The following is a 26,281-nucleotide window of genomic DNA, read 5'->3' as shown; positions in this document are numbered from 1 at the left end:
AGATGAGCCGATTCAGGCAATGTGATTTGTTGCATGCTGACTATAGTTAACATTGCGCAAAATTTTTATAAGGGTACGGAGAATACCATGGCAACAACACAACAATCTGGATTTGCACCTGCTGCATCGCCCCTCGCCTCGACCATCGTTCAGACCCCGGAAGATGCGATTGTGGCAGGGTTCACCTCTATCCCTTCACAAGGGGATAACATGCCTGCTTACCATGCCCGCCCAAAGCAGAGCGATGGCCCACTGCCAGTGGTCATTGTAGTGCAAGAAATTTTTGGCGTGCATGAACATATCCGCGATATTTGTCGCCGTCTGGCGCTGGAGGGGTATCTGGCTATCGCACCAGAACTCTATTTCCGCGAAGGCGATCCGAATGATTTCGCCGATATCCCAACGCTGCTAAGTGGTCTGGTGGCAAAAGTACCTGACTCACAGGTATTGGCCGATCTCGATCATGTCGCCAGTTGGGCGTCACGCAACGGCGGCGATGTCCATCGTTTAATGATCACCGGATTTTGCTGGGGCGGACGCATCACCTGGCTGTATGCCGCGCATAATCCACAGTTAAAAGCCGCAGTGGCGTGGTACGGCAAACTGACGGGCGATAAGTCACTGAATTCACCGAAACAACCTGTTGATATCGCAACCGATCTTAACGCTCCGGTTCTCGGCTTATATGGCGGCCAGGATAACAGCATTCCGCAAGAGAGCGTGGAAACGATGCGCCAGGCGCTGCGGGCAGCAAACGCGAAAGCAGAGATTATCGTTTACCCGGATGCCGGGCATGCGTTCAACGCCGATTATCGTCCGAGCTATCATGCAGAATCTGCAAAAGACGGCTGGCAGCGTATGCTGGAATGGTTCAGGCAGTATGGTGGCAAGAAGTCGCTGTAATGAGAAAAGACCGGGTGGTATTACCACCCGGTTTGGATTTACCCCCGACGCAAATTCTGCGCCGCCTGCACCATGTTTGCCAGCGCGGCGCGGGTTTCTGGCCAGCCACGCGTTTTCAGGCCGCAGTCCGGGTTGACCCACAGACGCTCTGCCGGAATGCGTTTTGCCGCTTTCTTCAGCAAGGCTTCAATCCATTCCACACTCGGTACGTTTGGCGAGTGAATGTCATAGACGCCCGGGCCAATTTCATTCGGATAATCAAACTCTTCAAATGACTCCAGCAACTCCATGTCGGAACGCGAGGTTTCGATGGTGATGACGTCTGCGTCCAGCGCCGCAATCGAATCCATGATGTCGTTGAACTCGCAATAACACATGTGAGTGTGGATTTGCGTTTCATCTTTCGCTACGGCGGCGTTGATACGGAAGGCCTCTACGCCCCACTGGAGATAAGCATCCCAGCCGCTGCGGCGCAGCGGTAAACCTTCGCGCAGTGCCGGTTCGTCAATCTGGATGATACCAATCCCTGCCGCTTCCAGGTCCGCCACTTCATCACGCAGCGCCAGCGCAATTTGTTTGGCGATGGTTTCACGGCTGACATCTTCACGCGGGAACGACCAGCAGAGAATCGTCACCGGGCCAGTCAGCATCCCTTTCACCGGTTTGTCGGTCAGCGATTGTGCATACTTCGCCCACTCTACGGTGATCGGTGCCGGGCGGCTAACGTCACCAATAACAATCGGTGGCTTCACGCAGCGGGAACCGTAGCTCTGTACCCAACCGTTTTGCGTAAAGACAAAACCGTCGAGATGCTCACCAAAGTATTCCACCATGTCGTTACGCTCGGCCTCGCCATGTACCAGCACATCCAGTCCCAAACGTTCCTGCTCAACAATGGCCTGCTTGATATGTTCCGCAATGCCCGTGCGGTAGTTATTGGCGTCAAGATTGCCCTTTTTGAAATCCAGACGCAAAGTACGAATTTCCGTGGTTTGCGGGAAGGAACCAATCGTGGTGGTCGGCCACGCGGGCAGTTTAAAACGCGCACGCTGGGCTTCGGCACGCACTTCATAGACATTCGCACGCTGACTGTCCTGGGCGGTGATCGCCGCCAGACGTTTTTCTACCGCCGGATTATGTACACGGGTAGAGTGGCGGCGTGCCTGAATCGGGGCGCTCCACTCTGCCAGAGCTGCCGTGTCACCACTGTTCAGCGCATCGCGCAGCAGCGCCAGTTCATGGCATTTTTGCAGGGCGAAGGCAAACCAGCTTTTCACTTCTGCATCAAGACGCGTTTCCACGCTCAGGTCGATGGGGCTGTGCAGCAGTGAGCAGGAAGATGCCACCCACAAATCACGTTTGCCGACGATATCCTTAACTTGTGCATATTTCTCGGTAAGATCGGCGCGCCAGACGTTACGACCATTGATAAGACCAGCAGACAGCAGCCAGTCAGAAGGCAAACGCTTGTGCAGTTCAACAACGTCATCTTTGCCATGCACGAGGTCAACATGCAGCCCCTGAACAGGCAGCGCAGTAATCGTGTTGAGGTTTGGTGTGACGCCTTCAAAATAGGTAGTCAGCAGCAGTTTCACCTGCCCCTGGAGCGCGTCGTAAGCGGGTTTGTATGCGTCCAGCCACGCCTGCGGCAGTTCCAGTACCAGCGCGGGTTCGTCGATCTGTACCCACTCAATGCCGCGTTTTGCCAGTTCTGCCAGCACTTGCTGATAAACCGGCAGAATGTCGTTCAGCAGGCTCAGGCGGTCAAACTGTTCACCTTTCACTTTCCCCAGCCACAGGTAGGTAATCGGCCCCAGCAGCACAGGTTTCACCTTGTGGCCCAGCGCCAGCGCCTCGTCCACTTCCTCCAGCAGCTGCGTCCAGGTCAGTTTGAACTGTTGGCCTTTAACGAACTCCGGCACCATGTAGTGATAGTTGGTGTTAAACCATTTGGTCATTTCCGCCGCTGCCGCAGGTTCGCCAGTCGGTGCACGTCCACGACCAATACGGAACAGGGTGTCGATATCTACCGAACCATCTTTGTTCTGGTGACGCGCCGGAACGTTACCCAGCAGCAGGCTGGTGGTCAGAACATGATCGTACCAGGCAAAATCGCCCACCGGCAGCAGGTCGATACCCGCTTGCTTTTGTTGATCCCAGTGACGAGCACGCAATTCACGCCCTACTGCCAGCAGTTCTTCACGCGTGGAGTTCCCCGCCCAATAACTTTCTTGCGCTTTTTTCAGCTCGCGACGCAGGCCAACGCGAGGAAAACCGAGGGTGTGATTAAGAATTGTCATTATATGCCCCTTGTGGAATTTTTAGTATTTAGACGTCCAGATGTTTACACATCCATATTTGCCAGTTACTGTATATTCCTCAAGCGCAAATTATTCATGCCGAAGTGAAGGACTTTCATGATCGAAGTAAAACACCTGAAAACGCTACAAGCGTTGCGGAACTGCGGCTCGCTCGCAGCCGCTGCGGCGACGTTGCATCAGACGCAATCCGCCCTGTCTCACCAGTTTAGCGATCTGGAACAACGCCTCGGCTTCCGGCTATTTGTGCGTAAAAGCCAGCCGCTTCGCTTTACACCGCAAGGAGAAATCCTGCTACAACTGGCAAATCAGGTGCTGCCGCAAATTAGCCAGGCACTGCAAGCCTGCAATGAACCGCAGCAGACGCGCCTGCGCATTGCCATAGAGTGCCATAGCTGTATTCAGTGGCTGACGCCCGCATTAGAAAATTTCCATAAGAACTGGCCGCAGGTGGAGATGGATTTTAAATCGGGCGTAACGTTTGATCCGCAGCCTGCGTTGCAACAGGGCGAGCTGGATCTGGTGATGACGTCCGATATTCTGCCGCGCAGTGGCCTGCATTATTCGCCGATGTTCGACTATGAAGTGCGTCTGGTGTTAGCACCTGACCATCCACTGGCGGCAAAAACGCGTATTACACCGGAAGATCTCGCCAGCGAAACGCTGTTGATTTATCCGGTGCAGCGTAGCCGACTGGATGTCTGGCGGCATTTTCTTCAGCCAGCAGGCGTCAGCCCGTCACTGAAAAGCGTCGATAACACCTTATTGTTGATTCAGATGGTTGCCGCACGGATGGGTATTGCCGCACTACCGCATTGGGTAGTGGAGAGTTTTGAACGCCAGGGCCTGGTGGTCACCAAAACCCTGGGCGAAGGCTTGTGGAGCCGACTGTACGCCGCCGTGCGCGATGGCGAGCAGCGTCAGCCGATTACAGAAGCGTTTATTCGTTCAGCGCGCAATCACGCCTGCGATCATCTGCCGTTTGTGAAGAGCGCGGAGCGACCCACTTACGATGCACCCACAGTGAGGCCAGGATCACCAGCGCGCCTGTAATAAACGTTGGCCAGTGCGGCTGTTGGTGCCAGATAGCCAGGTTAACCAGCAGCCCTGCCGGAACGTGCATATTATTCATAATGCCCAGCGTTCCGGCGTCCACCTGCGTCGCGCCGTAGTTCCACATAAAGTAGCCAATTCCGGAAGCCACCACGCCAAGAAACACCAGAATGCCCCATTGCAGCGTGGTTTGCGGCATTTTCTGCGCATTTCCCAGCAAGAACCATGCAATCACCGCCACCAGGAACGCGCCGAGATAGAACCACGCAAAAGCGTTATGCTGCGGCATCGGGCGAGTTTCCATCAGGCGTTTGTAACCCACCATACCAATGGCAAAAGTGATATTGGAGAGTTGTACCAGCAGCAGGCCCGTCCAGAAATGGTCGGTGACCTGATCGTAGCGAATAATTCCGGCGCCAATCACCGCCAGCAAGGCGCTAAAGGCATAGCCCCAGCGCAGGCGGCGCTTGCTCATGATGTCATAAATCAGCGTGATGTAGAGCGGCGTCAGCACGGTGAACAGCAACAGTTCGGAGACCGTCAGGTAGAGATAAGCACGGAAACTCAGCATATACATCACGCCAAGCTGCATCGCGCCCACCAGCATATACAGGCCGACCGTTTTCAGGCTATTGCCACGGGTACGCAGAAACGGCAGAAAAACGAGTGCCGCCAGGCCAACGCGCACCAGCACCGCAAAATAGCTATCGACGTGGCCCGCAAGGTACTCGCCATAAAAGCTAAAGGAGAAGGCCCACAGAATCGTGGTGATGATAAGTAGCGCCACAATGGAAAACTCTTTGATTAACGAGTATCCATTGTAGCGAAGTATCAGGTTGACAACTGACCAAATAAAGAACGATTACGATAAATAGAGCTTACGCAGATAATGCGGCACTGCGTCTTCGGCGTTAGTACCAATCACTTCCAGCTCTGGATGCAAGTCTTTCAGCCGTTGGTGTGCGCTGCCCATAATGCAGCCTTTACCCGCCATCGACAGCATTTCGGCATCGTTCATTCCATCGCCAAAGGCAATACAATCTTGCAGGCTGTAGCCCAGTTTCTTCGCTACCGCTTCCAGGGCATGGCCTTTTGAAACGCCGCCAGCCATGACTTCCAGGCAGGTTAAGGTAGAGAAACTGACATTGACGCGATCGCCCCAGCGAGCGTTAATCGCTTGCTCCAGTGGCAGAAGTTTTTCATGGGAATCACTGGTGAAGAACACTTTGCTGACACCTTCTGGTTCCAGCAACCCCGGCTCATACAGCGCATATTTGAATACCGCTTCTTTAAAAAAGCGCATCTCTTCCGGGCGGTGGCGATTCATAAACCATTCGTCGTCGCGATAAACGTTAGTAATGATGTCCGGATTGTCGTTGACTACGCCAAACAGGTCACTGGCAATGTCGCGATCCAGGTTATGAGCAAAAACCAGATTGCCATCCAGATCGTGAACGCGCGCGCCATTGGAGGTAATCATGTAAGACTTAATCTCCAGATTATCGCGAATTTGCCCCACATCAACGTGGTGGCGACCAGTCGCAAACACAAAGTTGATGCCGCGCGCGGTGAGCAGCTTCAGAGTTTCTTTGGCGTAAGGGGATAACGTATGGTCGGGAGAAAGTAACGTGCCATCTAAATCAGACGCAACAACCTGGTACATAAGAAATTTAAACCTCTGTAGAGCGGTTTCCGCTGGGTGAGTTATGCCTGTTGAAAAAATCAACGATGGCGTGGAGCGCGACTGAGCGCATTGCGTCCTTTTCAAAAAGGATCTCGTGGTACGCACCTTTAATTACCAACGGTCGACCTCCTTCTACAGGGTGGCCCGCGGCGGCGCGAAGTTCACAAAAACGGTCGTGCATGCGGTTATCCACCACGCGCTCTTCTTCAGCCTGCAAAAGCAGCGTTGGCGTGGCGTCATCACCTGCTCCGGCTAACACCTGTTCTCCGGCCAGAATACTTTCACGTACCCAATGGTATGTCGGCCCGCCGACACGAATCGTTGGGTCATCAGCATAGAAGCGTAGATTGCGCCGATATCGCTGCCTGCTGTGGGTAAGCACGTTGATGGTAAACGGCAAGGCGCGCCAGCGCCCGGTGCCTATCGCATAGCCATCGCGAAAACGTGGGTGCGCTTCGGCCCAGTTTAGGATCTGCCGCGCCATAAATGACGGCATGCGAATCACAATACCAAACATTGGTGCGGTCAGTGCAATGGCATCGCACACGCCAGGATGGCGTTGCAAGAACAGAGTGGAGATTGCGCCGCCCATCGAGTGGGCCAGTATATAGCGTTTACGCCACGGACCTGGCTGGACCTCTTGTTGCCAGAACGCCGCCAAATCATCAACATAATCATCAAAGCGATTAACATGGCCGAGATGTGGATCGGCTAACAGACGACCAGAACGCCCTTGCCCGCGATGGTCGATGATTAATACGTCAAACCCCAGTTGAAACAGGTCATAAGCCAGTTCCGCATATTTTACGTAGCTCTCAATGCGCCCTGGACAGATGACGACCACCCGGTCATGGTGCTGCGCGCGAAAACGGACAAAGCGCACCGGAATGTCATCCACACCAGTAAACTCTGCTTCATCACGCTGACGCCAGAAATCAGTCAGCGGTCCCATGGTAAAAGCAGCAAACGCTTTTTCTCTTGTTTCCCAGTCTTTTTGCTGCTGAAACATCGGGTAATCAGCCTCTTAAACCACGTAAAATCGTTTTTTTAAGCGTGCCTGACACAACGCTGCGACAGTAGCGTATTGTGGCACAAAAATAGACACACCGGGAGTTCATCATGACTTTAGAATGGTGGTTTGCCTACCTGCTGACATCGATCATTTTAAGCCTGTCGCCAGGCTCTGGCGCAATCAATACCATGACCACTTCCCTTAACCACGGTTATCGTGGTGCAGTGGCGTCTATTGCTGGTTTACAAACCGGGCTGGCGATTCATATTGTGCTGGTTGGCGTGGGATTGGGGACGCTATTTTCCCGCTCATTGATTGCGTTTGAAGTGTTGAAGTGGGCGGGAGCGGCTTACCTGATTTGGCTGGGGATCCAGCAGTGGCGCGCCGCTGGTGCAATTGACCTTAAATCGCTGACCCCGACCCAATCACGGCGTCATCTGTACCAACGGGCCGTGTTTGTGAATCTCACCAATCCCAAAAGTATTGTGTTTCTGGCAGCGCTATTTCCGCAATTCATCATGCCGCAGCAGCCGCAAGTTATGCAATATATCGTGCTCGGCGTCACCACCATTGTGGTCGATATTATTGTGATGATCGGTTACGCCACCCTCGCCCAACGGATCGCGTTATGGATAAAAGGGCCGAAACAAATGAAGGCATTGAATAAGATTTTCGGCTCGCTGTTTATGCTGGTGGGAGCGCTGTTGGCATCGGCGAGACATGCTTAAAAAATAATGTCGGATGCGGCGTAAACGCCTTATCCGACTTACTCTGATGACGCGTCTGGCATCAACGCGAAATAATCAAATGAATGCCAAATCCGGCAAATAATGCCCCGGCAAAACCATCAATCCACTTCGCCAGACGTTGATAACCACGGCGCATTTGCGGCAGGGCAAACAGGCTGGCAACGACGGTAAACCATGCCAGCGTTTCGACAATAATCAGCGCGAAAATGCCCCAGCGTTCGGTGGTGCCGACGTTATCGCCGACAAACAATGAGAATACCGAGCCAAAGTAGATAATCGCTTTCGGATTGGCGAGATTGGTCAGTAAACCTTTCAGGAAACTGCGCCCACTTTTCGCCAGTTCTACCTGTGGCGCAGGTGCAGAAACAACCTCTTTTTTCAGTGCACTACGCAGCATCTGATAACCCATCCAGCAGAGATACAGGCCACCACCTACCATAATCAGCGTATGCAGCCAGGCCATTTTTTCGATAATCAGATGCAGGCCAAGCAGCGCAATCCCAGCCCAAACCATTACGCCGCAGGTAATGCCCAGCACACCCATCATCGCTTCTTTACGGGAACGACTAACGGCGGTCTGAGAGACAAAAAAGAAATCGGGACCGGGGCTCATAAGCGCCACGATGTGCACCATGGCAACGGTGAGGAATAACATCAACATACAATTGACTCGCGGGGAAAACGTTTACGGAATCTTCATCCTGGCACTTTTTTATGCCGCTGACTACTCTTCGTCGTCGCCGTCAACATGCGCGCGGATAAGCGTCATAAACGGTTTACCAAAGCGTTCCAGCTTGCGCATCCCAACGCCGTTAACGCTGAGCATTTCGCTGGCGGTGATCGGCATCTGTTCCGCCATCTCAATTAAGGTTGCGTCGTTAAACACCACGTACGGCGGGACATTGCTTTCATCGGCAATCGATTTACGCAGTTTGCGTAATTTAGCGAACAGTTTACGGTCATAGTTGCCGCCGAACGATTTCTGCATCGCTTTCGGTTTGAGCGCCACAATACGCGGCACGGCAAGTTGCAAAGAGGATTCGCCACGCAGTACCGGGCGCGCGGCTTCCGTCAGCTGCAACGCGGAGTGCTGGGCAATATTTTGCGTCACCAGGCCGAGGTGAATCAGCTGGCGGATCACGCTCACCCAGTGCTCATGACTTTTATCACGGCCCATACCATAGACTTTCAGTTTGTCATGACCATAGTCGCGGATACGCTGGTTATTAGCACCACGAATCACTTCCACCACATAACCCATCCCAAACCGCTGATTTACGCGACCGATAGTGGAAAGGGCAATCTGCGCATCGGTCGAACCATCGTACTGTTTCGGCGGATCGAGACAGATATCGCAGTTACCACATGGTTCCTGACGACCTTCGCCAAAATAGTTCAGCAACACCAGACGGCGGCAAGTTTGCGCTTCGGCAAATGCGCCCATCGCATTGAGTTTATGGCGCTCGATATCCTGCAATTGCCCTTGCGGCTTCTCTTCCAGACAACGGCGCAGCCACGCCATATCAGCCGGATCGTAAAACAGCATCGCTTCCGCGGGCAGGCCATCACGCCCGGCGCGACCGGTTTCCTGATAATAGGATTCGATATTGCGCGGAATATCAAAATGCACCACGAAGCGGACGTTCGGTTTATTGATGCCCATGCCGAACGCCACGGTCGCCACCACAATTTGCAGGTCATCGCGCTGGAATTTCTCCTGCACATCGGCGCGAACATCGTTTTCCAGGCCGGCATGATACGCCGCCGCGCTAATTCCTTTACTTTGCAGACGCGCGGCTGTGTCTTCTACTTTCGCCCGACTGTTGCAGTAGATAATGCCCGACTTTCCCCGCTGTTCCTGCACGTAACGCATCAACTGATCGAGAGGTTTGAACTTCTCCATCAGCATGTAGCGAATATTCGGACGGTCAAAACTGCTGATTTGAATCAGCGGATCGTTCAGCCCCAGCAGGCGCACAATATCCTGGCGCGTGGTATCGTCGGCGGTGGCGGTTAGCGCCATAAACGGCAGCGTCGGAAAACGCTGACGCAGCTGACCGAGCGCGGCATATTCCGGGCGGAAATCGTGGCCCCACTGGGAGATACAGTGCGCTTCATCAACGGCTAATAACACCGGATTCCAGTGCGCCAGATGCTCAAGGAAGTTATCCAGCATCAGGCGTTCCGGCGCGATATAGAGCAGACGAATTTGCCCGGTACGGCAGCCTGTCATCACTTCAAGTTGCTGCTCTCGGGTTTGCGTCGAGTTAAGGCACGCCGCCGCCACGCCGTTGGCTTGCAGTTGATCCACCTGATCTTTCATCAACGAAATCAGCGGTGAAACAACCACGGTAAGGCCGTTTAGCAATAAGGCAGGAATTTGATAGCAAAGGGATTTTCCGCCACCAGTGGGCATGACGACCAGGCAATCGCGACCAGAAAGTACGGTATCGATGATCTCTTCCTGACCAGGGCGAAACTGTTGGTAGCCAAAGGTTTCTTGTAAAACCTGCTTAGCTCCTGACTCCAGATTCAACACTTCCGCCTGCGCCACATTCACCCCGATTGCCTGAAATAAAAACAGGCGCTATTTTCAGCGCCTGCGCGAGAAACTGCAATGCTTTTAGTCTCTGAGAGGATAATCCTGGATGCTGGATTCCAGATTTGCCTTTCAATCAACTCGCATTAGAACAGGTCGTTTAGCATAACTCCCACACCGACGCGGGTCTGGTTAAAGTTATAGTCGATGAGCGATTCGCCATAGCCGCTGTAGACTTGGGTATAAAGACGCACATGTTTGGTGATCGGGTAGCTTAAGCCTAACTCCGCACCACCATAACCGGTGTTCCAGTTGTACTGCCCTTTCGCGCTCAGCACAGCATCACCGAGGTGATAACCAATTTTAAGCTGGTAGTAACCCATATATTTGGTGATGTCCGGGTTATCGTCCGTATTACCGACGACATACCACGGCTTCACTTCTACCAGCCAGTTACCGTTCTCTGCCATCAGGCGGGTGTAGATACGGTTCCAACTACGGGAAGTTGGGTCAGAACGTCCGTTAGAGTCGTGATTATAACCCATCTCCACATCGCGCAGCGTCCAGCCTGCAAAGCTGTAATCGGTGGCGAACCCGAGGAACAATTGCGGTTCATAGTTGGTTTCACGAAACGGTGATGACTCATCGCTATTAGAAAGCTGCCACCAGGATTTCTGTGTGTAGGAAGCGCCCAGTACAGAGTTTGGCCCCAAAATCCCCCGCCACAGCGGAAACGCCAGGCTCAACTGGAACTTTACTTCATCCTTACGCGCGTTCTCTGCCCAGTCGTAACTGGCAATAGCTTCTTTATTGAGATCGCTGGTTTGGGTGTAGATGATGTAGTTGGTGTCGTAAGGATAAAGGGTGAAAGGATTGTCATGCTCCTGCAACATATTGCCGATAATGCTGCCACGTACTGCTGGCGCGTCATGCACATCTTTCACCGTTGCCTCTTGCGCATTTGCCACTATCGGCAGCATACACATCGGCAACAAGCAGCCCAGTAGAGTCCGCATCGATCGTGTTCTCCGTAACGAATTATTGATTAGATGAATATTTTTTCTGCGGGCTATTTTACATACTTAACTCAATTGCCGTTAGTTATCCCTTCCTAAAGTAGAAACCAACAACAAAGAAGCATAAAATCAACATTTCATTAACCAATGAAGTGTAAGGATGATATGTCTGCCGTACTGACCGCCGAACAAGCCCTGAAATTAGTGGGTGAAATGTTTGTTTATCACATGCCATTTAACCGCGCATTGGGGATGGAGCTGGAGCGTTACGAAAAAGAATTTGCACAGCTGGCCTTTAAAAATCAGCCGATGATGGTTGGTAACTGGGCGCAAAGCATTTTGCACGGTGGGGTCATTGCGTCGGCGCTGGACGTCGCCGCGGGTCTGGTGTGTGTAGGTAGCACCTTAACCCGCCACGAAACCATCAGTGAGGATGAACTGCGCCAGCGGCTATCGCGGATGGGGACAATTGATCTTCGCGTCGATTATCTACGTCCAGGCAGAGGCGAGCGTTTTACAGCTACCAGTAGCCTGCTGCGTGCGGGTAATAAAGTCGCCGTCGCCCGCGTTGAACTGCACAATGAAGAACAGCTTTATATTGCCAGTGCTACCGCCACCTATATGGTAGGTTGAATACATAAAAGCAGGTAAACTGCTGAGACTTATGACAAACGCAAAATTGCCTGATGCGCTACGCTTATCAGGCCTACCAGAGAAATGCAATATATTGAATTTGCATGGTTTTGTAGGCTGAATAAGGCGTTAACGCCGCATCCAGCATGAACAAAGCACACTTTGTCAGCAAACTGAGCAGGTCAACTGCTATCAACAACAAAAAATGAGTTTTCCAATGGATGCAAAACAAACGCGGCAGGGCGTATTACTCGCTCTTGCCGCTTATTTTATTTGGGGTATCGCCCCAGCGTACTTCAAGCTGATTTACTACGTGCCCGCCGATGAGATCCTGACGCATCGCGTGATCTGGTCGTTTTTCTTTATGGTGGTGCTGATGAGCATCTGCCGCCAGTGGTCCTATTTAAAAACGCTGATTCAGACGCCACAGAAAATTTTTATGCTGGCAGTCTCTGCCGTGCTGATTGGCGGCAACTGGCTACTGTTTATCTGGGCGGTGAACAATCACCATATGCTAGAAGCGAGCCTCGGGTACTTTATTAACCCGCTGGTGAACATTGTGCTGGGGATGATTTTCCTCGGCGAGCGATTCCGCCGGATGCAATGGTTGGCGGTGATTCTGGCGATATGTGGCGTGTTGGTCCAGCTGTGGACTTTTGGTTCGCTACCTATTATCGCGCTGGGGCTGGCGTTTAGTTTTGCCTTCTACGGCCTGGTACGCAAGAAGATTGCCGTTGAAGCGCAAACCGGCATGTTAATCGAAACCATGTGGTTGCTGCCCGTGGCGGCGATTTACCTGTTTGCTATTGCCGACAGCTCAACCAGCCATATGGGGCAAAACCCTATGTCGCTGAATTTACTGCTGATCGCCGCCGGTATTGTCACTACCGTACCGCTGTTGTGTTTTACCGCCGCTGCGACACGCCTGCGTCTCTCAACGTTAGGCTTTTTCCAGTACATTGGCCCGACGCTGATGTTCCTGCTGGCTGTGACGTTTTATGGTGAAAAACCGGGTGCCGATAAGATGGTGACTTTCGCCTTTATTTGGGTGGCGCTGGCAATTTTTGTGATGGATGCGATTTATACGCAGCGTAGAACGTCCAAATAAAAAATAAATATATTCTGAAAAAATATGCCTGCTCTTGCATGAGAGTGGGCATATTGCCATGCTGACAGGAGACTCACACAAGGATGTAAAATTTATGTTACGTATGTTTATCCCAACATCGAACGGTAAGATTTCCAGACGCCGATATATATTTTCCTTTATTTTAATAAATTTCATTTTTGCCTTTCTTATTGTTTTTTTTAACGATGGGGAAGCTGGTTTTCTTGTTATAGTCTCTACCATCGCACTCCATTATCTCGTCATCAATATGAATTGCCAACGACTCCGTGATAGTGGTTTCATATATATAAAAACTTATGTTTTTGGTACATTAGCAGTATATATCATCTCTATCATCACAATGATAGCCGAAGATTTTGCCTGTTCAGGCAATGGTTCGATGATTTTTTTAATTTGCTACTTTTCCACTTTCAGTATGCTAATGCTTGCACCTACTGATTCATCAAAACAATAGTACGGAGTATTTATGAGTAAGGAATATATGAACGATGGTTCATTAAGTGAAAAATGGAAATATCGATTTAATTTTTATGATCAACATGGTTTTCCTGGATTCTGGGGGGCAACACCAGAATATAAAGCAGCATTTAAAGCATTAAAAGTAAGACAACGCTTAACTATTCAAATGAATTTCATTGCTTTCTTCTGTTCCTGGATATATTTATTTGTCCTGGGATTATGGAAAAAAGCAATTATAGTTCTATTACTTGGTATTCTATCTCTATTTGTTGGTGCACTAATTGGCGTTAACATTCTGGGAATTGCCGTAGCAGCCTATGTTGCTGTTAACACGAACAAATGGTTCTATGAGAAAGAAGTAAAAGGGTTAAATACCTGGAGCCTTTGAATAACAGGTGGCTTAGCCAGGCTAAGCCACCGCCTTCTTTTTACAGCCAGTTCTTGCGCTTAAAGTACAGATACGGTGCCAGGCCCGCGAGGATCATAAAGATAATCGCTGCCGGGTAGCCGAAGCTCCACTTCAACTCTGGCATAAACTCAAAGTTCATCCCGTAGCTGGAAGCAACCAGCGTTGGCGGCAGGAACACGACGGATACCACCGAGAAGATCTTGATGATGCGGTTCTGCTCGATGTTGATAAAGCCCATCGCCGCCTGCATCAGGAAGTTCACCTTCTGGAACAAGGATTCGTTATGCGGCAGCAGGGACTCGATATCTCGCAGGATTTCACGCGCCTGCTCCAGTTGCCCACCCGGTAAGCGTGCTTTACGTACCAGGAAGTTGAGCGCGCGCTGGGTATCCATCAGACACAGGCGAACTTTCCAGCCGATATCTTCCAGTTCTGCCAATGTGGAGAGTGCCTCGTCGTACTCATCGCCCTGACGCCCTTCCATAATCACCCGGCTCAGTTGCTCCAGATCGCTGTAGATGTTTTCAATTTCATCCGCTAACTGTTCGATTTTGGTTTCGAACAGATCCAGCAGCAGCTCGTAAGCGTTACCGTCTACCATCGACTGGCTGCGGGCGCGCATACGATACAGACGGAATGCAGGCAGCTCGCGTTCACGCAGTGTAAACAGACGACCATCGCGGATGGTAAATGCTACAGTAGAGTTACCGGCGTGATCTTCCGCATCTTCAAAGAAGAAGAAGGAGTGAATATGCAGGCCGTCATCGTCTTCAAAGAAACGCGCCGATGCTTCGATGTCTTCCAGTTCCGGGCGAGTTGCCAGGCTCTGGCCAAGTTCAGATTGTACGCGCAGTCGCTCGTCGTCATCCGGTTCGACAAGATCAATCCATACTGCATTTACAAGGGGTTGTGACTCTTCGACTTCCAGCCGGGTCAGTCGGTTATTTTCCAGTTGAAATGCGCTCAGCATGACCGGGACTCCCAATGCTTAAAATATCGGACAGTTCGGTGGGCACACAGAAACAAATTGGGTTTCAGACCATTAAACAGCCTGACTCAGCGCGACGGGAAAATTGAGGTCGCTGACAACCGCTAAGGCTATCAGCAAAAGGGGATAGCCTTAGGAGTTGATCCTGGATGACAGGATAATGAGCCAGTATCTACTGGGTGTGTCCAAGGCGAATGTCCTCTTAGAGTGATCGTGCGCGCATGTTACGCCAGCAAAATTTTGCCGTCAACACGCAACAGAACACCACAGAACAATAGTTGAACTTCGCGCTTTTTGGTACTCGTCAAGGTCATTAACAGGATAAAAAAATCCCACATCCAGGACCTATAATGGCGCATCGGCTACTCATTGGTAAAGGAATGATCACCTTGAATCTCAAACGGATTTTTCTCGCTCTCACCTTGCTCCCCTTGTTTGCTGTTGCTGCTGATGACTGCGCGCTCTCTGACCCAACGCTGACTGTGCAGGCGTATACCGTTAATCCTCAAACCGAACGGGTGAAAATGTACTGGCAAAAAGCCAATGGCGAAGCGTGGGGAACGTTACATGCGCTGCTGGCTGATGTTAATAATCAGGATCAGGTTCAGATGGTGATGAACGGCGGCATCTATGATGAAAGCTATGCGCCGCTCGGTTTGTACATCGAAAACGGTCAGCAGAAAGTGGCGTTAAATCTCGCCTCGGGGGAAGGTAATTTCTTTATCCGTCCTGGCGGCGTTTTTTATGTTGCGGGAAATAAAGTCGGCATCGTTCGTTTGGATGCCTTTAAAGCCAGTAAAGAGATTCAGTTTGCGGTGCAGTCAGGGCCAATGCTGATGGAAAATGGCGTAATTAATCCGCGTATTCATCCCAACGTCGCCTCACGCAAAATCCGTAACGGTGTGGGGATTAATAAACAAGGGAACGCTGTGTTTTTGTTGAGCCAGCAGGCGACAAATTTTTATGATTTTGCCTGTTATGCCAAAGCGAAACTGGACGTCGAGCAGCTGCTTTATCTTGATGGCACGATTTCACATATGTATGTGAAAGGCGGGGCAATCCCGTGGCAACGCTATCCTTTTGTTACCATGATTTCCGTCGAGCGGAAAAGTTAAGCATTGTACACTCGAGGAGGCCAGACAAACTGGGGCTGGCTACACAGCTGGAAAATCATCAGATAAATGAAGGGAAACAAAAATGAAAAAAACGCTCGCAACGTTATTTTTATTAACGTGTCTGGGATCATCGTCCGCTTATGCGGATAACGCTTTGATTTTACAAACGGATTTTAGCCTGAAAGATGGGGCCGTATCGGCGATGAAAGGCGTCGCTTTCGGCGTTGACCATAATCTTAAAATCTTTGATTTAACACACGAAATTCCACCGTATAACATCTGGGAAGGTGCTTATCGCCTGTATCAGACTGCCAGTTACTGGCCGCAAGGTTCGGTGTTTGTCAGTGTGGTCGATCCGGGCGTAGGCACTGACCGTAAATCGGTGGTGCTGAAAACCAAAAACGGTCAGTACTTCGTTTCACCAGATAACGGTACGCTCACTTTGGTGGCGGAATCGCTGGGTATTGAGGGCGTCCGGCAAATCGATGAAAAAACCAACCGCCTGAAAGGTTCCGAAAAGTCATATACCTTCCATGGTCGCGATGTATATGCCTACACCGGTGCGCGTCTGGCTTCCGGAGCGATTTCCTTTGAGCAGGTGGGGCCTGAGCTTCCGGCAAAAGTTGTCGAACTGCCTTATCAGAAAGCGAAAGCGACAAAAGGTGAAGTGAAGGGCAATATCCCGATTCTTGATATTCAGTACGGTAACGTCTGGAGCAATATCAGCGACGAGTTGTTGAATCAGGCGGGGATCAAACTCAACGATACGTTATGTGTGACCATTTCCGAAGGTTCCCAGCAAAAATACGCAGGGAAAATGCCGTATGTCGCCAGCTTCGGCGATGTGCCGGAAGGCCAGCCGATGGTGTATCTGAACAGCTTGTTGAATGTTTCCGTGGCGCTGAATATGGATAATTTCGCGCAGAAACATCAGGTTGCGTCTGGTGCTGACTGGAATATTGATGTGAAGAAGTGCGCTAAGTAAGGTGCTGATGCCGGATGCGGCGTAAACGCCTTATCCGGCCTACCGGGTGCCATTTCTGTAGGCCGAATAAGGTGCGCAGCACCTCATCCCGCAACGGAATCATAAATTACACCGTCTCCAGCCGGGCGTAAGCTGCCACCAGCCATTTAATTCCCTGGCCCTGGAATGCCACCTGCAAACGGCTATGCTCGCCGCTGCCTTCCATATTGACGATAGTGCCTTCACCAAACTTGGCGTGGCGCACGCGCTGGCCGAGTTTGTAGCCGCTGTCATTCTCGACCATTGGCGTACCCATCCGCTGATGGCTGACCGGGCGGCTTACCGTGGCGCGCAGGCGCACCTCTTCCACACACTCTTCCGGCAGCTCGCCAATAAAGCGCGACGGGCGATGGTAAACCTCTTTGCCATACAGACGGCGAGTTTCCGCGTAGGTCAGCGTCAGTTTCTGCATCGCGCGGGTTACGCCAACGTAGGCCAGACGGCGTTCTTCTTCCAGACGCCCGCCTTCATCCAGCGACATTTGGCTTGGGAACATGCCCTCTTCCATACCAACGATAAACACCTGCGGAAACTCCAGACCTTTCGCCGAGTGTAGCGTCATCAACTGCACCGCATCCTGCCAGGTATCCGCCTGCCCTTCGCCCGCTTCCAGCGCCGCGTGGGAGAGGAACGCCTGCAGCGGCATTAAATCTTCGTCTTCTTCGTTGTAGCTGAACTGGCGCGTTGCCGTCACCAGTTCCTCTAAGTTTTCGATACGCGTCTGGCCTTTTTCTCCCTTCTCCTGCTCGTACATGGTGCGCAGGCCGGAGTCTTTAATTACCCGGTCAGTCTGTACATGCAGAGGCATATCGGCAGTTTCCTGCGCTAAGGCGTCGATTAATTCCATAAACCGTTGCAAGGCGCTGGCTGCACGTCCGGCGAGGGCTTTTTCCTGCAACAATTCACGGCACGCCTGCCACAACGTTAACTGGCGATCGCGCGATGTCTGACGCACCACGTCCAGCGTCCGGTCACCAATACCCCGCGTTGGCGTATTCACCACACGCTCAAAGGCCGCGTCGTCGTTGCGGTTAGCAATCAGGCGCAGATACGAGAGCGCATCTTTGATTTCCTGACGTTCGAAGAAGCGCATCCCGCCGTAAATACGGTACGGCATACTCGCCTGCAATAACGCCTCTTCCAGCACACGCGACTGGGCGTTGCTGCGGTAGAGAATGGCGCACTCGGCAAGTGCCCCGCCGTTGTCCTGCCAGGTTTTGATACGGTTAACCACAAAACGCGCTTCATCGAGTTCGTTAAAGGCACAATAGAGGGAAATCGGCTCGCCGTCCGCGCCATCGGTCCACAGTTTTTTACCCAGACGCCCGTTGTTGTTTTCAATCAGGGCGTTGGCGGCGCTCAGAATATTGCTGGTTGAGCGGTAGTTCTGCTCCAGACGAATAGTTTCAGCACCGGGGAAATCATTGAGGAAACGCTGAATGTTCTCGACCTGCGCCCCGCGCCAGCCGTAGATTGACTGGTCGTCATCACCGACGATCATCACCTTGCCAGTGTCGCCCGCCAGCAGGCGGATCCACGCGTACTGAATGTTGTTGGTATCCTGGAATTCGTCCACCAGGATGTTGGTAAAACGTTCGCGGTAGTGTTGCAGGATATGCGGCTTGTTAAGCCACAGTTCGTGGGCGCGCAGCAGCAGCTCGGCGAAGTCCACCAGGCCCGCGCGGTCACACGCTTCCTGATACGCCTGATACACCTTCTGCCAGGTCTGCTCCACCGGGTTACCATAGCTCTGAATGTGATGCGGGCGCAGCCCTTCATCTTTCTGGCTGTTGATGTACCACATTGCCTGGCGCGGTGGCCACTGCTTCTCGTCGAGGTTCATCGCCTTGATCAGACGCTTAAGCAGGCGCAGCTGGTCTTCACTATCGAGGATCTGGAAATCCTGCGGCAGGTTGGCGTCCATGTGGTGCGCACGCAGCAGGCGGTGCGCCAGCCCGTGGAAGGTGCCGACCCACATGCCGCCCTGGCTGGTGCCCATCAGTTGCCCGATACGATGACGCATCTCCGCCGCCGCTTTGTTGGTAAACGTCACCGCCATAATCGAGTATGGCGAGCAGTTTTCCACGCTCATCAGCCAGGCGATACGATGCACCAGTACGCGCGTCTTACCACTGCCCGCGCCCGCCAGCACCAGAAGGTTGCTGCGTGGCGCGGCCACCGCTTCGCGCTGTTTGTCATTAAGGCTATCGAGCAGGTAAGAAACGTCCATTGGCACCGCCGCGTAAAAATAGGTTGGGCGGAGAAGCGCAACGCCCTCCGCCAAAAAGCTGGGTATATATACAGATTTGCTGATTATATCAGCGAGGTCAGAGATGCCAACCGGGAAATTTCCAGATGCGGGAGTAAACGGCTGTCCCAGGTTTGCATCAGATCGCCATTTTCCGGTCTGATCCAACAGGCCTGCATTCCGCTGCGAATTGCCCCGCCCACGTCAGTGGTGAGATCGTCCCCGACATGTAAGATCTCGCCGATCGGCACGTTGAGTTTTTCCGCCGCCAGGAAGTACATATCGCTGAACGGTTTTGAGCGCCCGTGTGGGCCAGCACGCAGCACAAACTCAAAGTAGTCGCCCAGGCCAAACAGCTCCGGCTGGGCGTTACCGTTGGTGATCGCCACCAGCGGCCATTTCTTCGCCAGCTGTTTTAAGGTGTCGTGGGTTTGCTGCGGAACATCGATCCGGCTACGCCATTTGGCAAAGTTGATCATTGCCGCGTGTGCGCCGGCACTGGCTTCTTCCGCACTCAGCCCAGCGTCGAGCATCGCTTGTTCAATCGAACGAAAACGCCAACGCGTTACGTCGTGATAAATCTCGGGTTCCGCTTCCCGTACCGTCTGACGCAGACGTTGCAGATCTTCATTCTGGAAGCTGCGCAGCGCCGGATGATAATTTTGCACAAAGATAAGAGCTTCTTGCTCGGTACGTTGGATCACCGGACGGTTATCATAAAGGGTATCATCCAGGTCAAAAGTGAGCGCCGAGATGCGCCCCAAAGGCCGGTAAAAACGCATTATTTCCCCCGTTTGGCGCGTGGATGCGCCGCATCGTACACCGAGGCAAGGTGTTGAAAATCAAGATGAGTATAGATTTGCGTGGTGGAGAGGTTGGCATGACCCAGCAGCTCCTGCACACCACGAAGATCACCGCTCGACTCCAGCATATGCGTAGCAAACGAGTGACGTAATTTATGCGGGTGAACGTGATTATTCAGCCCTTGTTTTATGCCCCATTCGGCAAAGCGTTTCTGTACATTACGCGCGGAGATACGCTTGCCCAGTTTCGACAGGAAAAGCGCGTCGTCTTCGCTGCCAAACAGATCGCGCAAATCAAGCCAGTGCTCAATCCACGCCACAGCGTTGCGACCAATTGGCAGGCGGCGCTCTTTACTGCCTTTCCCCATCACCCACACTTCGCCGGACTCCAGGTCGAGGTGTTTGATATCCAGCCCCACCAGTTCGGAAAGACGCAGACCCGCGCCGTACATCACTTCCAGCATTGCCCGATCGCGCACGGCGAGGGGATCGTTGATATCAATATCCAGCAGCCGATTCATATCATCGACGTCGATATTTTTTGGCAGGTGACGCGGCGCTTTCGGTGCCGAAACACCTTTTGCCGGGTTGGCTTTGAGTTCGTTCTGGCTGACCAGCCAGTCAAAAAAGCTACGTAGCGCAGAGAGGCGTAATGCGAGGCTTGCCGCGCCCAGCCCTTTACGGCGACTGCGTACAGCAAAATTGCGCACCATCGTCACATCGCATTGCTGCCAACTTTGCAGGCCATTTTCGCTGGCAAAATTGATGATCGCCTCAAGCTGGCGCTGGTAGTTAAGCAGGGTTATCGGGCTAAGCTGACGCTCCACGCTCAGATAACGTAGATAGCGTTCTACATCGGTATGTAAATTGGTCATACGCGTTCAATCCAACGCTCCAGAAGCTCCGGCATCATCAGCGCAATTTCATCAAGTAACTGCGTTCCCTGTCCTTGTTGATAGTGATTGGCATCGCGGCTGGTGAACAGCACTACGCCTAAATCAGCATCGCTTCCCAGCATCGACATCGCCACCGATCCCACCGCTTTCGCTTCCGGTAGCACCACCAGCAACTCCGGCCCGTTAAGCGGCCCCAGATAATGCTGCTCCTGCCCCAGCCGCTGAATACGCAGTGGTTCAAAAGCCTGACGGCTTAATGCCAGATGAGTATGGTTCGACGGCGCACCTAAGCGCCAACGATCCGGAAACAGGCGCACACTCGCGCCCGCCAGCCCTAAATCACGCGCCCAGCGGTGAAAACGCATCAGCATATCGTCGAGACTGCTGGCGGCGGTGAGACTACGCTGCAAGTAGAGTAAGCGATAAAACAGGCCTTCGTTGGCGATAGCCTGTTCCATCAACAGCGACATGTTCTCTTCCAGAACATGAATATGGTTACGCGCGCGAGCCAGATGCCACTCGACCAGCGAAACGGTACCACGTACCGGATGCGGCACACGTATCGCTTCTACTGCGTGCGCATTGCGGATAAAAAACTCAGGATTTTTAATCAGATAATCGACAACCGCCCGGTCATCAAGCTCCGTGAGTGTTTCCTGTAGTTCTTCCCCTGGTTGCTTCATAGATGAATAAATCCGTCGTAAACATGTACTGCCGGACCCGTCATATATAACGGATGACCCGGACCTTTCCAGGCGATATCAAGACGACCACCAGGGAGTTCCACACGTACTTCTTCGGCCAGCAAACCTTGCTGAATCCCTACCGCCACCGCCGCACACGCGCCGCTGCCGCAGGCCTGGGTTTCTCCTGCCCCACGCTCATAAACGCGTAAACGAATATGCTCGCGCTTAACCACTTGCATAAAACCGATATTGGCGCGCTCCGGGAAACGTTCGTGGCTTTCCAGAACAGGGCCAAGCGTTTCTACCGCCGCGGTATCGACATCATCGACCTGAATCACGCAGTGCGGATTTCCCATCGACACCACACCGCATAAGATTGTCTGCTCGGCGGCGCGCATAATATAGGTCTTTTCCGCTTTGTTAGCGCGAAACGGCACAGCGGAAGGTTCGAAGTTGGGCTCGCCCATATTTACTCGGACCAGATCATCATCGGTGACGGTCAGAACCATCCGCCCGTTGGCAGTGCTGACGCGGATATCGCGCTTATTGGTCAGCCCTTTCAGACGCACAAAACGGGCAAAGCAGCGCGCGCCGTTGCCGCACTGCGCCACTTCACTGCCATCAGCATTAAAAATGCGATAGTGAAAATCCAGTTCAGGATCGTAAGGCGGCTCAACCACCAGCAACTGGTCAAACCCTACCCCCAGGTGCCGATCCGCCAGGCGACGAATCAGCTCCGGTGAAAAAAAGACATTCTGCGTTACCGCGTCGACGACCATAAAATCGTTGCCAAGGCCATGCATTTTCGAGAACTGCATCATTTACTCCAATCACGCGGGTACAGAAACTGACTTTTAGTAATTCACCTGGGATGGGCCATCGCCTGTGGCGCGGTCGTTTTTATCCGGCAACGTGGATTGCGTTTGCGTCTCTACCGGTTTGGTCGGCGGCGGTGCGTTTTTATCTGCAGGCGGGAAATAGAGCGGACCTTTCAGACCGCAGCCCGTCAGGCTGAAGAGAGTAAGTAATACAGTGAGTGCCTTAAACACGTTTTTCATTATGGATTGCCTGTAAAGTTCATCGCTTTCTGCTTTCTATCATCGCAGGAGAAGGCGTAAAAGCAAGCATTTAGCGACTCTTTATGAAGTCTGAAAAGTGAGGATTTGCTGCGAGTATAACGCTTACACGTGGGGATTTATGTTTTGCTGGTGGTTTCGTGATCGGCACCTCGCGCCAGGATGGCTTTATGCACTATCGCAATGTGGTTTGTTTGTTGTCTTTTTTAGTTCCGTCAGCGTGGGGATGCTCGCTCGGTGAACCTGATCATAATGTTTACCAGAAACAGGGAAAGGCGTGGTGTACCTGCGCCCTAATGAAGAGACAAATCTTTCGCTATACAGAGACATTATTATTCCGGTGACGGATGAATCATGCCGGAACGCAGCAGCAGAGGTGCAACCTTTGAAGCCCTGACCCCATGCCGCTATACTGCCGCCATCACTTAAAAACAGGATACAACAATGAACGACAGTGAATTTCATCGCCTGGCTGACCAACTGTGGCTAACCATTGAAGAGCACCTGGACGACTGGGATGGCGACAGCGATATCGACTGCGAAATCAACGGTGGCGTGCTGACCATTACCTTTGAAAACGGCAGCAAAATCATTATTAATCGTCAGGAACCGCTGCACCAGGTATGGCTGGCAACCAAACAGGGCGGCTACCATTTTGACCTGAAAGGCGATGAGTGGATTTGTGATCGCAGCGGCGAAACCTTCTGGGATTTGCTGGAACAGGCGGCAACGCAGCAGGCGGGTGAAACAGTCAGTTTTCGCTAAAATTGCATGCCGGATAAGCCTCGCTTTCCGGCTCGCTCATCACGAAAAATACTGCTGTAATAGCGGCGTATCGTTGTCCTGATTGGCAGGCGGCATGTTGCCAATAGATTTGGTTCGGAACGGAATCACCTGTTCGCGACCATCGACCTTCACAATCTGATAGAACTGCGGCAGGTTGAAGTTAATGAAGCTAGAGCCGTAGGTAAAACGGTCGTGCGATGACGAGTAGAAGCGGCTGACGTCACGCACCAGCTCCTCTTTGCTACCTTCGCAGTGGTGATACACCTCAACCCGGTTGCTTTCGTCGAGAATGTAGATATTAAAGCCATTTTCATCCTGCGTTTCTTCGAAGAAAAACTGGATGATCCCTTCGCTGGCAAAGCCGTCCACCACCGCCGGTAATTTGACGTGATTGGTTTCAACCTGCACTGACAGGCCGTGCAGTTTGTTATGCGAAATAGCGCCATAAAACTCGATGGCGTTCTCCAGTTTCTGTACCGATACATTCAGGCGTTCGAAGAACAAACCCCAGGTTTGACCAGAAACGCGCAGTGCCTTGAAGCGCCCAGTTTCCTGGCGGGTGCTGGAAAGACGCAGTTCAATACACTCAGAAACCAGTTGCTGCACGCGGGTGCGAATTAAACCGCGCAGATGCTGGCTGTAGCAGAAGACTTCCACGCTATCGGGCGGTGCGGCGTCCTGATGCATTTTGCCGAGAATGGTTTTCAGGGCTTCAATCATCGACTGCTCACCGTTGAAGTGCAGCGTACGCACTTCGTTCCACGAGTTGCGGTACAGCAAGTCAACACTACCCACCAGGCATTTTTGCTCTTCACCAAAGCTGAAAACATCCAGCTTACGAAAATCGAAATGTACTACCTGGTTACGGAATGCCGTCGTCGGGTCATATTCCAGATTAACAATTATTGCCAGATGGCGAATTTCACATGGACTGTAGAGCGCTTTTGGCGTCGGTGCGGGCAGACGCAATGGGAAGTGGTGCGACACATCGGCCACCATCTCTTGCAACTTCGGCAGATCAACAATGCCATTGCCCTTAATGTACAAGCGTGTACGTGAAGTCAACAGGCCGTTAAACCACGCCCAGGCCACTAGCTTATTCAGGTAACGGTTATATTCCAGCGGCTGATGGCTGATGATCGATTCAATCGTTGGCGCACGGTTATACAGATACCAACCTGAACGGTTAGCACGGCCCGGCGGTACATAAATAAAGGTCAGATTCGGTTCCGAGAGATCAGGTGAAATCTGCGGGTTTACCAGCGTCACTTTACCCGGTAATGCTTCAAACGCGGCGTACAGTTTACGCGTCAGCACGCCGATATCCTGCGGGCTGGCGGAGACGCTAAGGTTATTGCGGCGCGCAAAGCGGATCAGATTACGGTAGCTCTGCATCATTGCGTCGAGCAGCTCGTTGTGCGCCTCACGCACCTGATCTATCTTCCAGTTAGCACGGTTATCGAGCATTGCCAGACGAGCATCGTCCCATTCCCACTCTTTCACCAACTGGCTTAACACTTCACGACGCCAGCCTACGCAGGCGCGTTCACGGCTGAGTTTTTCGCACACTTTTAAATAGAAGCAGCGGCGTACTAAATCCAGACGGGTGAAATCTTCAATCGCCGTCAGGTATTCAGTAACACGCTCCAGCATCATGCAGTACGGATCGAGGCCAAACGACACAATCTCGCCGTCGTGCAAACGCTGTTTGATATCTTTCGCCAGCAGGCGTGGGTTCGGGTATTCCCAGGAATAGGCTTCCAGCAGCAGTGTCTTCAGCACCGCTTTGTACGGGGAATCGATACTTTTGTAGAGTTGCCAAAGGCTGGCACCAAAGTACTCTTCAGCAGAAAGCGAGCTTAAGCCGCCGAGATCCAGCCATTCATTTGGCGTCAGCACGCCCTGCGCGTAGAGCGTCATCACGTAGTCATCGTAATGCTCTTCTTCGTCGCAAGGCACCATATTCCACAGAATACGCTTACCGGCGAGACGCACGGCGGTACGGTAAAATTCATCAAGAAGCAGTATATGCTGGGTGGAACCGCAATCTTCGCCCCCCAGACTGCCACTCTCGTTGTGACGGAAACGGTTTTCATCAATCAGGAAGAAGCTAACTTCCACACCCAGCGAGGCAGCCCAGCTTTCCAGCAGGCTGCATTTACGTTGTAGTAACTGGCGCTCTTCGCTATCGAGCCAGGATTGATGACAGACCCAGATATCCAGGTCAGAGGAACAACTTTGCCCTACGGACGAAGTACTGCCCATGGTGTATACACCAGTAATCGGAAGCTCGCCTTTCGGCGGGTCCTGTACTGACATTCCACGATACAGTTCAAGTTCGTTCAGGTAGTGGCGTTGGGTTTCATCAGGCGTGTAAAGGCAAATGCCTTTGGGAACGTTACCATCAAGGTAACCCGGCATTAGCGGATGGTGATAGTGCAACAATGTCGGCAGCAGACTGTAAACCTGTTGAAATGCAGGCCCCATGGCAGCAAGCGCGCGATCCACGCGCAATTGATTTATGGCATCCAGTCTCTGTTTCAGAGTCTCAATATAGAGGTACAAGACGTATCGCCTGATTTGCTACCCGTCATGTCTGTGATTCCGGCAACATCAACGGAAACACGCGGCATTCGGGATATTTCGTATGTCAAAGGTAACTGTTACCACTTTCCGCGCCTGGTTTTTTTAGTTTCACGACGAAAAAATGGTCTAAAACGTGATCAATTTAACACCTTGCTGATTGACCGTAAAG

General features: G+C 52.2%; 26 protein-coding genes and 1 pseudogene. 11 read left to right on the top strand and 16 right to left on the bottom strand.

Annotation, left to right across the window (positions count from 1 at the left end):
- Positions 1-87: 87 nt before the first annotated feature.
- A complete protein-coding gene (locus D9734_RS18125) occupies positions 88-903 on the top strand; it encodes a dienelactone hydrolase family protein (protein ID WP_130209450.1) in 816 nt (271 codons plus the stop codon).
- Positions 904-941: 38 nt separating this feature from the next.
- On the opposite strand, the gene metE is transcribed toward D9734_RS18125, so the two are convergent.
- A complete protein-coding gene (gene metE, locus D9734_RS18120) occupies positions 942-3,203 on the bottom strand; it encodes a 5-methyltetrahydropteroyltriglutamate--homocysteine S-methyltransferase (RefSeq protein ID WP_130209448.1) in 2,262 nt (753 codons plus the stop codon).
- A gap of 117 nt (positions 3,204-3,320) precedes the next feature.
- Between metE and metR the strand changes: the two genes are divergently transcribed.
- Positions 3,321-4,274, top strand: coding sequence for an HTH-type transcriptional regulator MetR (gene metR / locus D9734_RS18115; RefSeq protein ID WP_000573618.1), 954 nt, complete (start codon positions 3,321-3,323; stop codon positions 4,272-4,274).
- On the opposite strand, the gene bioP is transcribed toward metR, so the two are convergent.
- The 3 genes from bioP to pldB all read right to left on the bottom strand — a co-directional run bounded on the left by bioP (position 4,162) and on the right by pldB (position 6,967).
- Complete coding sequence (bioP, locus tag D9734_RS18110) at positions 4,162-5,061, bottom strand: biotin transporter (RefSeq protein WP_001196237.1); 900 nt, start codon at positions 5,059-5,061, stop codon at positions 4,162-4,164. The genes metR and bioP overlap by 113 nt on opposite strands.
- A gap of 75 nt (positions 5,062-5,136) precedes the next feature.
- Entirely contained in the window at positions 5,137-5,937 is an 801-nt protein-coding gene (gene yigL / locus D9734_RS18105; protein WP_130209446.1) for a sugar/pyridoxal phosphate phosphatase YigL, read from the bottom strand.
- A gap of 7 nt (positions 5,938-5,944) precedes the next feature.
- Positions 5,945-6,967, bottom strand: a complete 1,023-nt coding sequence (gene pldB / locus D9734_RS18100; RefSeq protein WP_130209444.1) for a lysophospholipase L2 — start codon at positions 6,965-6,967, stop codon at positions 5,945-5,947.
- A 110-nt stretch (positions 6,968-7,077) separates the two neighbouring features.
- Between pldB and rhtB the strand changes: the two genes are divergently transcribed.
- Positions 7,078-7,698 (top strand): homoserine/homoserine lactone efflux protein, encoded by a 621-nt coding sequence (gene rhtB / locus D9734_RS18095; RefSeq protein ID WP_130209442.1) that lies wholly within the window; start codon positions 7,078-7,080, stop codon positions 7,696-7,698.
- A gap of 61 nt (positions 7,699-7,759) precedes the next feature.
- On the opposite strand, the gene rhtC is transcribed toward rhtB, so the two are convergent.
- From rhtC to pldA, 3 genes are all read right to left on the bottom strand, one after another.
- Positions 7,760-8,380: a threonine export protein RhtC gene (gene rhtC, locus D9734_RS18090; RefSeq protein WP_000928845.1), complete on the bottom strand. Its 621-nt coding sequence runs from the start codon at positions 8,378-8,380 to the stop codon at positions 7,760-7,762.
- A 63-nt stretch (positions 8,381-8,443) separates the two neighbouring features.
- On the bottom strand, positions 8,444-10,273 hold the full coding sequence (gene recQ, locus D9734_RS18085) for an ATP-dependent DNA helicase RecQ (RefSeq protein ID WP_130209494.1): 1,830 nt from the start codon (positions 10,271-10,273) through the stop codon (positions 8,444-8,446).
- Positions 10,274-10,404: 131 nt separating this feature from the next.
- Positions 10,405-11,274, bottom strand: coding sequence for a phospholipase A (gene pldA / locus D9734_RS18080; RefSeq protein WP_130209440.1), 870 nt, complete (start codon positions 11,272-11,274; stop codon positions 10,405-10,407).
- Between the two features lie 165 nt (positions 11,275-11,439).
- Between pldA and yigI the strand changes: the two genes are divergently transcribed.
- The 4 genes from yigI to D9734_RS18060 all read left to right on the top strand — a co-directional run bounded on the left by yigI (position 11,440) and on the right by D9734_RS18060 (position 13,883).
- Positions 11,440-11,907 carry an acyl-CoA thioesterase YigI gene (gene yigI, locus D9734_RS18075; protein ID WP_001277142.1) on the top strand — a complete coding sequence of 156 codons (468 nt, stop codon included), beginning with the start codon at positions 11,440-11,442 and terminating at the stop codon, positions 11,905-11,907.
- Between the two features lie 217 nt (positions 11,908-12,124).
- Positions 12,125-13,015, top strand: coding sequence for an EamA family transporter RarD (rarD, locus tag D9734_RS18070; RefSeq protein WP_000339104.1), 891 nt, complete (start codon positions 12,125-12,127; stop codon positions 13,013-13,015).
- A 94-nt stretch (positions 13,016-13,109) separates the two neighbouring features.
- Entirely contained in the window at positions 13,110-13,490 is a 381-nt protein-coding gene (yigG, locus tag D9734_RS18065) for a protein YigG (protein WP_276320016.1), read from the top strand.
- Between the two features lie 12 nt (positions 13,491-13,502).
- The gene (locus D9734_RS18060; RefSeq protein WP_000032581.1) at positions 13,503-13,883 is read left to right on the top strand and encodes a DUF2628 domain-containing protein; all 381 of its coding nucleotides are present in this window, start codon (positions 13,503-13,505) and stop codon (positions 13,881-13,883) included.
- Between the two features lie 40 nt (positions 13,884-13,923).
- Here the strand turns inward: D9734_RS18060 and corA are convergent, their stop codons facing one another.
- Both corA and ysgD read right to left on the bottom strand, forming a co-directional pair.
- Positions 13,924-14,874 carry a magnesium/cobalt transporter CorA gene (gene corA / locus D9734_RS18055; RefSeq protein WP_130209436.1) on the bottom strand — a complete coding sequence of 317 codons (951 nt, stop codon included), beginning with the start codon at positions 14,872-14,874 and terminating at the stop codon, positions 13,924-13,926.
- Positions 14,875-15,024: 150 nt separating this feature from the next.
- Positions 15,025-15,081: a YsgD/CorL family protein gene (gene ysgD / locus D9734_RS23590; RefSeq protein ID WP_212723238.1), complete on the bottom strand. Its 57-nt coding sequence runs from the start codon at positions 15,079-15,081 to the stop codon at positions 15,025-15,027.
- A gap of 161 nt (positions 15,082-15,242) precedes the next feature.
- Here ysgD and D9734_RS18050 point away from each other — a divergent pair, with 161 nt between their 5' ends.
- Positions 15,243-16,007 (top strand): phosphodiester glycosidase family protein, encoded by a 765-nt coding sequence (locus D9734_RS18050; RefSeq protein ID WP_130209434.1) that lies wholly within the window; start codon positions 15,243-15,245, stop codon positions 16,005-16,007.
- 82 nt (positions 16,008-16,089) lie between these two features.
- Complete coding sequence (locus tag D9734_RS18045) at positions 16,090-16,992, top strand: S-adenosyl-l-methionine hydroxide adenosyltransferase family protein (RefSeq protein ID WP_130209432.1); 903 nt, start codon at positions 16,090-16,092, stop codon at positions 16,990-16,992.
- Positions 16,993-17,098: 106 nt separating this feature from the next.
- On the opposite strand, the gene uvrD is transcribed toward D9734_RS18045, so the two are convergent.
- From uvrD to D9734_RS18015, 6 genes are all read right to left on the bottom strand, one after another.
- Complete coding sequence (gene uvrD, locus D9734_RS18040; protein WP_000383407.1) at positions 17,099-19,261, bottom strand: DNA helicase II; 2,163 nt, start codon at positions 19,259-19,261, stop codon at positions 17,099-17,101.
- Between the two features lie 83 nt (positions 19,262-19,344).
- Positions 19,345-20,061 carry a 5-amino-6-(5-phospho-D-ribitylamino)uracil phosphatase YigB gene (yigB, locus tag D9734_RS18035; RefSeq protein WP_130209430.1) on the bottom strand — a complete coding sequence of 239 codons (717 nt, stop codon included), beginning with the start codon at positions 20,059-20,061 and terminating at the stop codon, positions 19,345-19,347.
- Positions 20,061-20,957 (bottom strand): tyrosine recombinase XerC, encoded by an 897-nt coding sequence (xerC, locus tag D9734_RS18030; RefSeq protein WP_130209428.1) that lies wholly within the window; start codon positions 20,955-20,957, stop codon positions 20,061-20,063. The genes yigB and xerC overlap by 1 nt, the downstream gene beginning before the upstream one ends.
- A complete protein-coding gene (locus tag D9734_RS18025) occupies positions 20,954-21,661 on the bottom strand; it encodes a DUF484 domain-containing protein (protein WP_130209426.1) in 708 nt (235 codons plus the stop codon). The genes xerC and D9734_RS18025 overlap by 4 nt, the downstream gene beginning before the upstream one ends.
- Entirely contained in the window at positions 21,658-22,482 is an 825-nt protein-coding gene (gene dapF, locus D9734_RS18020; protein ID WP_001160654.1) for a diaminopimelate epimerase, read from the bottom strand. Before dapF ends, D9734_RS18025 begins: the two co-directional genes overlap by 4 nt.
- Positions 22,483-22,518: 36 nt before the next feature.
- Positions 22,519-22,722, bottom strand: a complete 204-nt coding sequence (locus D9734_RS18015) for a lipoprotein (RefSeq protein WP_021581201.1) — start codon at positions 22,720-22,722, stop codon at positions 22,519-22,521.
- Positions 22,723-22,880: 158 nt separating this feature from the next.
- Between D9734_RS18015 and D9734_RS23375 the strand changes: the two are divergent.
- Positions 22,881-23,059 (top strand): annotated as a pseudogene (locus D9734_RS23375) (DKNYY family protein); the annotation flags it as partial.
- Between the two features lie 125 nt (positions 23,060-23,184).
- Complete coding sequence (gene cyaY / locus D9734_RS18005; protein ID WP_000999936.1) at positions 23,185-23,505, top strand: iron donor protein CyaY; 321 nt, start codon at positions 23,185-23,187, stop codon at positions 23,503-23,505.
- A gap of 39 nt (positions 23,506-23,544) precedes the next feature.
- On the opposite strand, the gene cyaA is transcribed toward cyaY, so the two are convergent.
- The gene (gene cyaA / locus D9734_RS18000; protein ID WP_130209424.1) at positions 23,545-26,091 is read right to left on the bottom strand and encodes a class I adenylate cyclase; all 2,547 of its coding nucleotides are present in this window, start codon (positions 26,089-26,091) and stop codon (positions 23,545-23,547) included.
- Between the last annotated feature and the right edge of the window lie 190 nt (positions 26,092-26,281).

Origin of the sequence: Escherichia sp. E14S1, assembly GCF_004211995.1 — a bacterium.
Classification (GTDB): domain Bacteria; phylum Pseudomonadota; class Gammaproteobacteria; order Enterobacterales; family Enterobacteriaceae; genus Escherichia.
The sequence above is the reverse complement of the archived record's forward strand: the minus strand, read 5'-3'. Positions and strand labels throughout refer to the sequence as shown.

Coding starts and splice junctions, on each gene's coding strand:
- D9734_RS18125 (WP_130209450.1), top strand. CDS start 88: ATGGCAACAACACAACAATCTGGATTTGCACCTGCTGCATCGCCCCTC.
- metE (WP_130209448.1), bottom strand. CDS start 3,203: ATGACAATTCTTAATCACACCCTCGGTTTTCCTCGCGTTGGCCTGCGT.
- metR (WP_000573618.1), top strand. CDS start 3,321: ATGATCGAAGTAAAACACCTGAAAACGCTACAAGCGTTGCGGAACTGC.
- yigL (WP_130209446.1), bottom strand. CDS start 5,937: ATGTACCAGGTTGTTGCGTCTGATTTAGATGGCACGTTACTTTCTCCC.
- pldB (WP_130209444.1), bottom strand. CDS start 6,967: ATGTTTCAGCAGCAAAAAGACTGGGAAACAAGAGAAAAAGCGTTTGCT.
- rhtB (WP_130209442.1), top strand. CDS start 7,078: ATGACTTTAGAATGGTGGTTTGCCTACCTGCTGACATCGATCATTTTA.
- rhtC (WP_000928845.1), bottom strand. CDS start 8,380: ATGTTGATGTTATTCCTCACCGTTGCCATGGTGCACATCGTGGCGCTT.
- pldA (WP_130209440.1), bottom strand. CDS start 11,274: ATGCGGACTCTACTGGGCTGCTTGTTGCCGATGTGTATGCTGCCGATA.
- yigI (WP_001277142.1), top strand. CDS start 11,440: ATGTCTGCCGTACTGACCGCCGAACAAGCCCTGAAATTAGTGGGTGAA.
- rarD (WP_000339104.1), top strand. CDS start 12,125: ATGGATGCAAAACAAACGCGGCAGGGCGTATTACTCGCTCTTGCCGCT.
- yigG (WP_276320016.1), top strand. CDS start 13,110: ATGTTACGTATGTTTATCCCAACATCGAACGGTAAGATTTCCAGACGC.
- D9734_RS18060 (WP_000032581.1), top strand. CDS start 13,503: ATGAGTAAGGAATATATGAACGATGGTTCATTAAGTGAAAAATGGAAA.
- corA (WP_130209436.1), bottom strand. CDS start 14,874: ATGCTGAGCGCATTTCAACTGGAAAATAACCGACTGACCCGGCTGGAA.
- D9734_RS18050 (WP_130209434.1), top strand. CDS start 15,243: ATGGCGCATCGGCTACTCATTGGTAAAGGAATGATCACCTTGAATCTC.
- D9734_RS18045 (WP_130209432.1), top strand. CDS start 16,090: ATGAAAAAAACGCTCGCAACGTTATTTTTATTAACGTGTCTGGGATCA.
- uvrD (WP_000383407.1), bottom strand. CDS start 19,261: ATGGACGTTTCTTACCTGCTCGATAGCCTTAATGACAAACAGCGCGAA.
- yigB (WP_130209430.1), bottom strand. CDS start 20,061: ATGCGTTTTTACCGGCCTTTGGGGCGCATCTCGGCGCTCACTTTTGAC.
- xerC (WP_130209428.1), bottom strand. CDS start 20,957: ATGACCAATTTACATACCGATGTAGAACGCTATCTACGTTATCTGAGC.
- D9734_RS18025 (WP_130209426.1), bottom strand. CDS start 21,661: ATGAAGCAACCAGGGGAAGAACTACAGGAAACACTCACGGAGCTTGAT.
- dapF (WP_001160654.1), bottom strand. CDS start 22,482: ATGCAGTTCTCGAAAATGCATGGCCTTGGCAACGATTTTATGGTCGTC.
- D9734_RS18015 (WP_021581201.1), bottom strand. CDS start 22,722: ATGAAAAACGTGTTTAAGGCACTCACTGTATTACTTACTCTCTTCAGC.
- cyaY (WP_000999936.1), top strand. CDS start 23,185: ATGAACGACAGTGAATTTCATCGCCTGGCTGACCAACTGTGGCTAACC.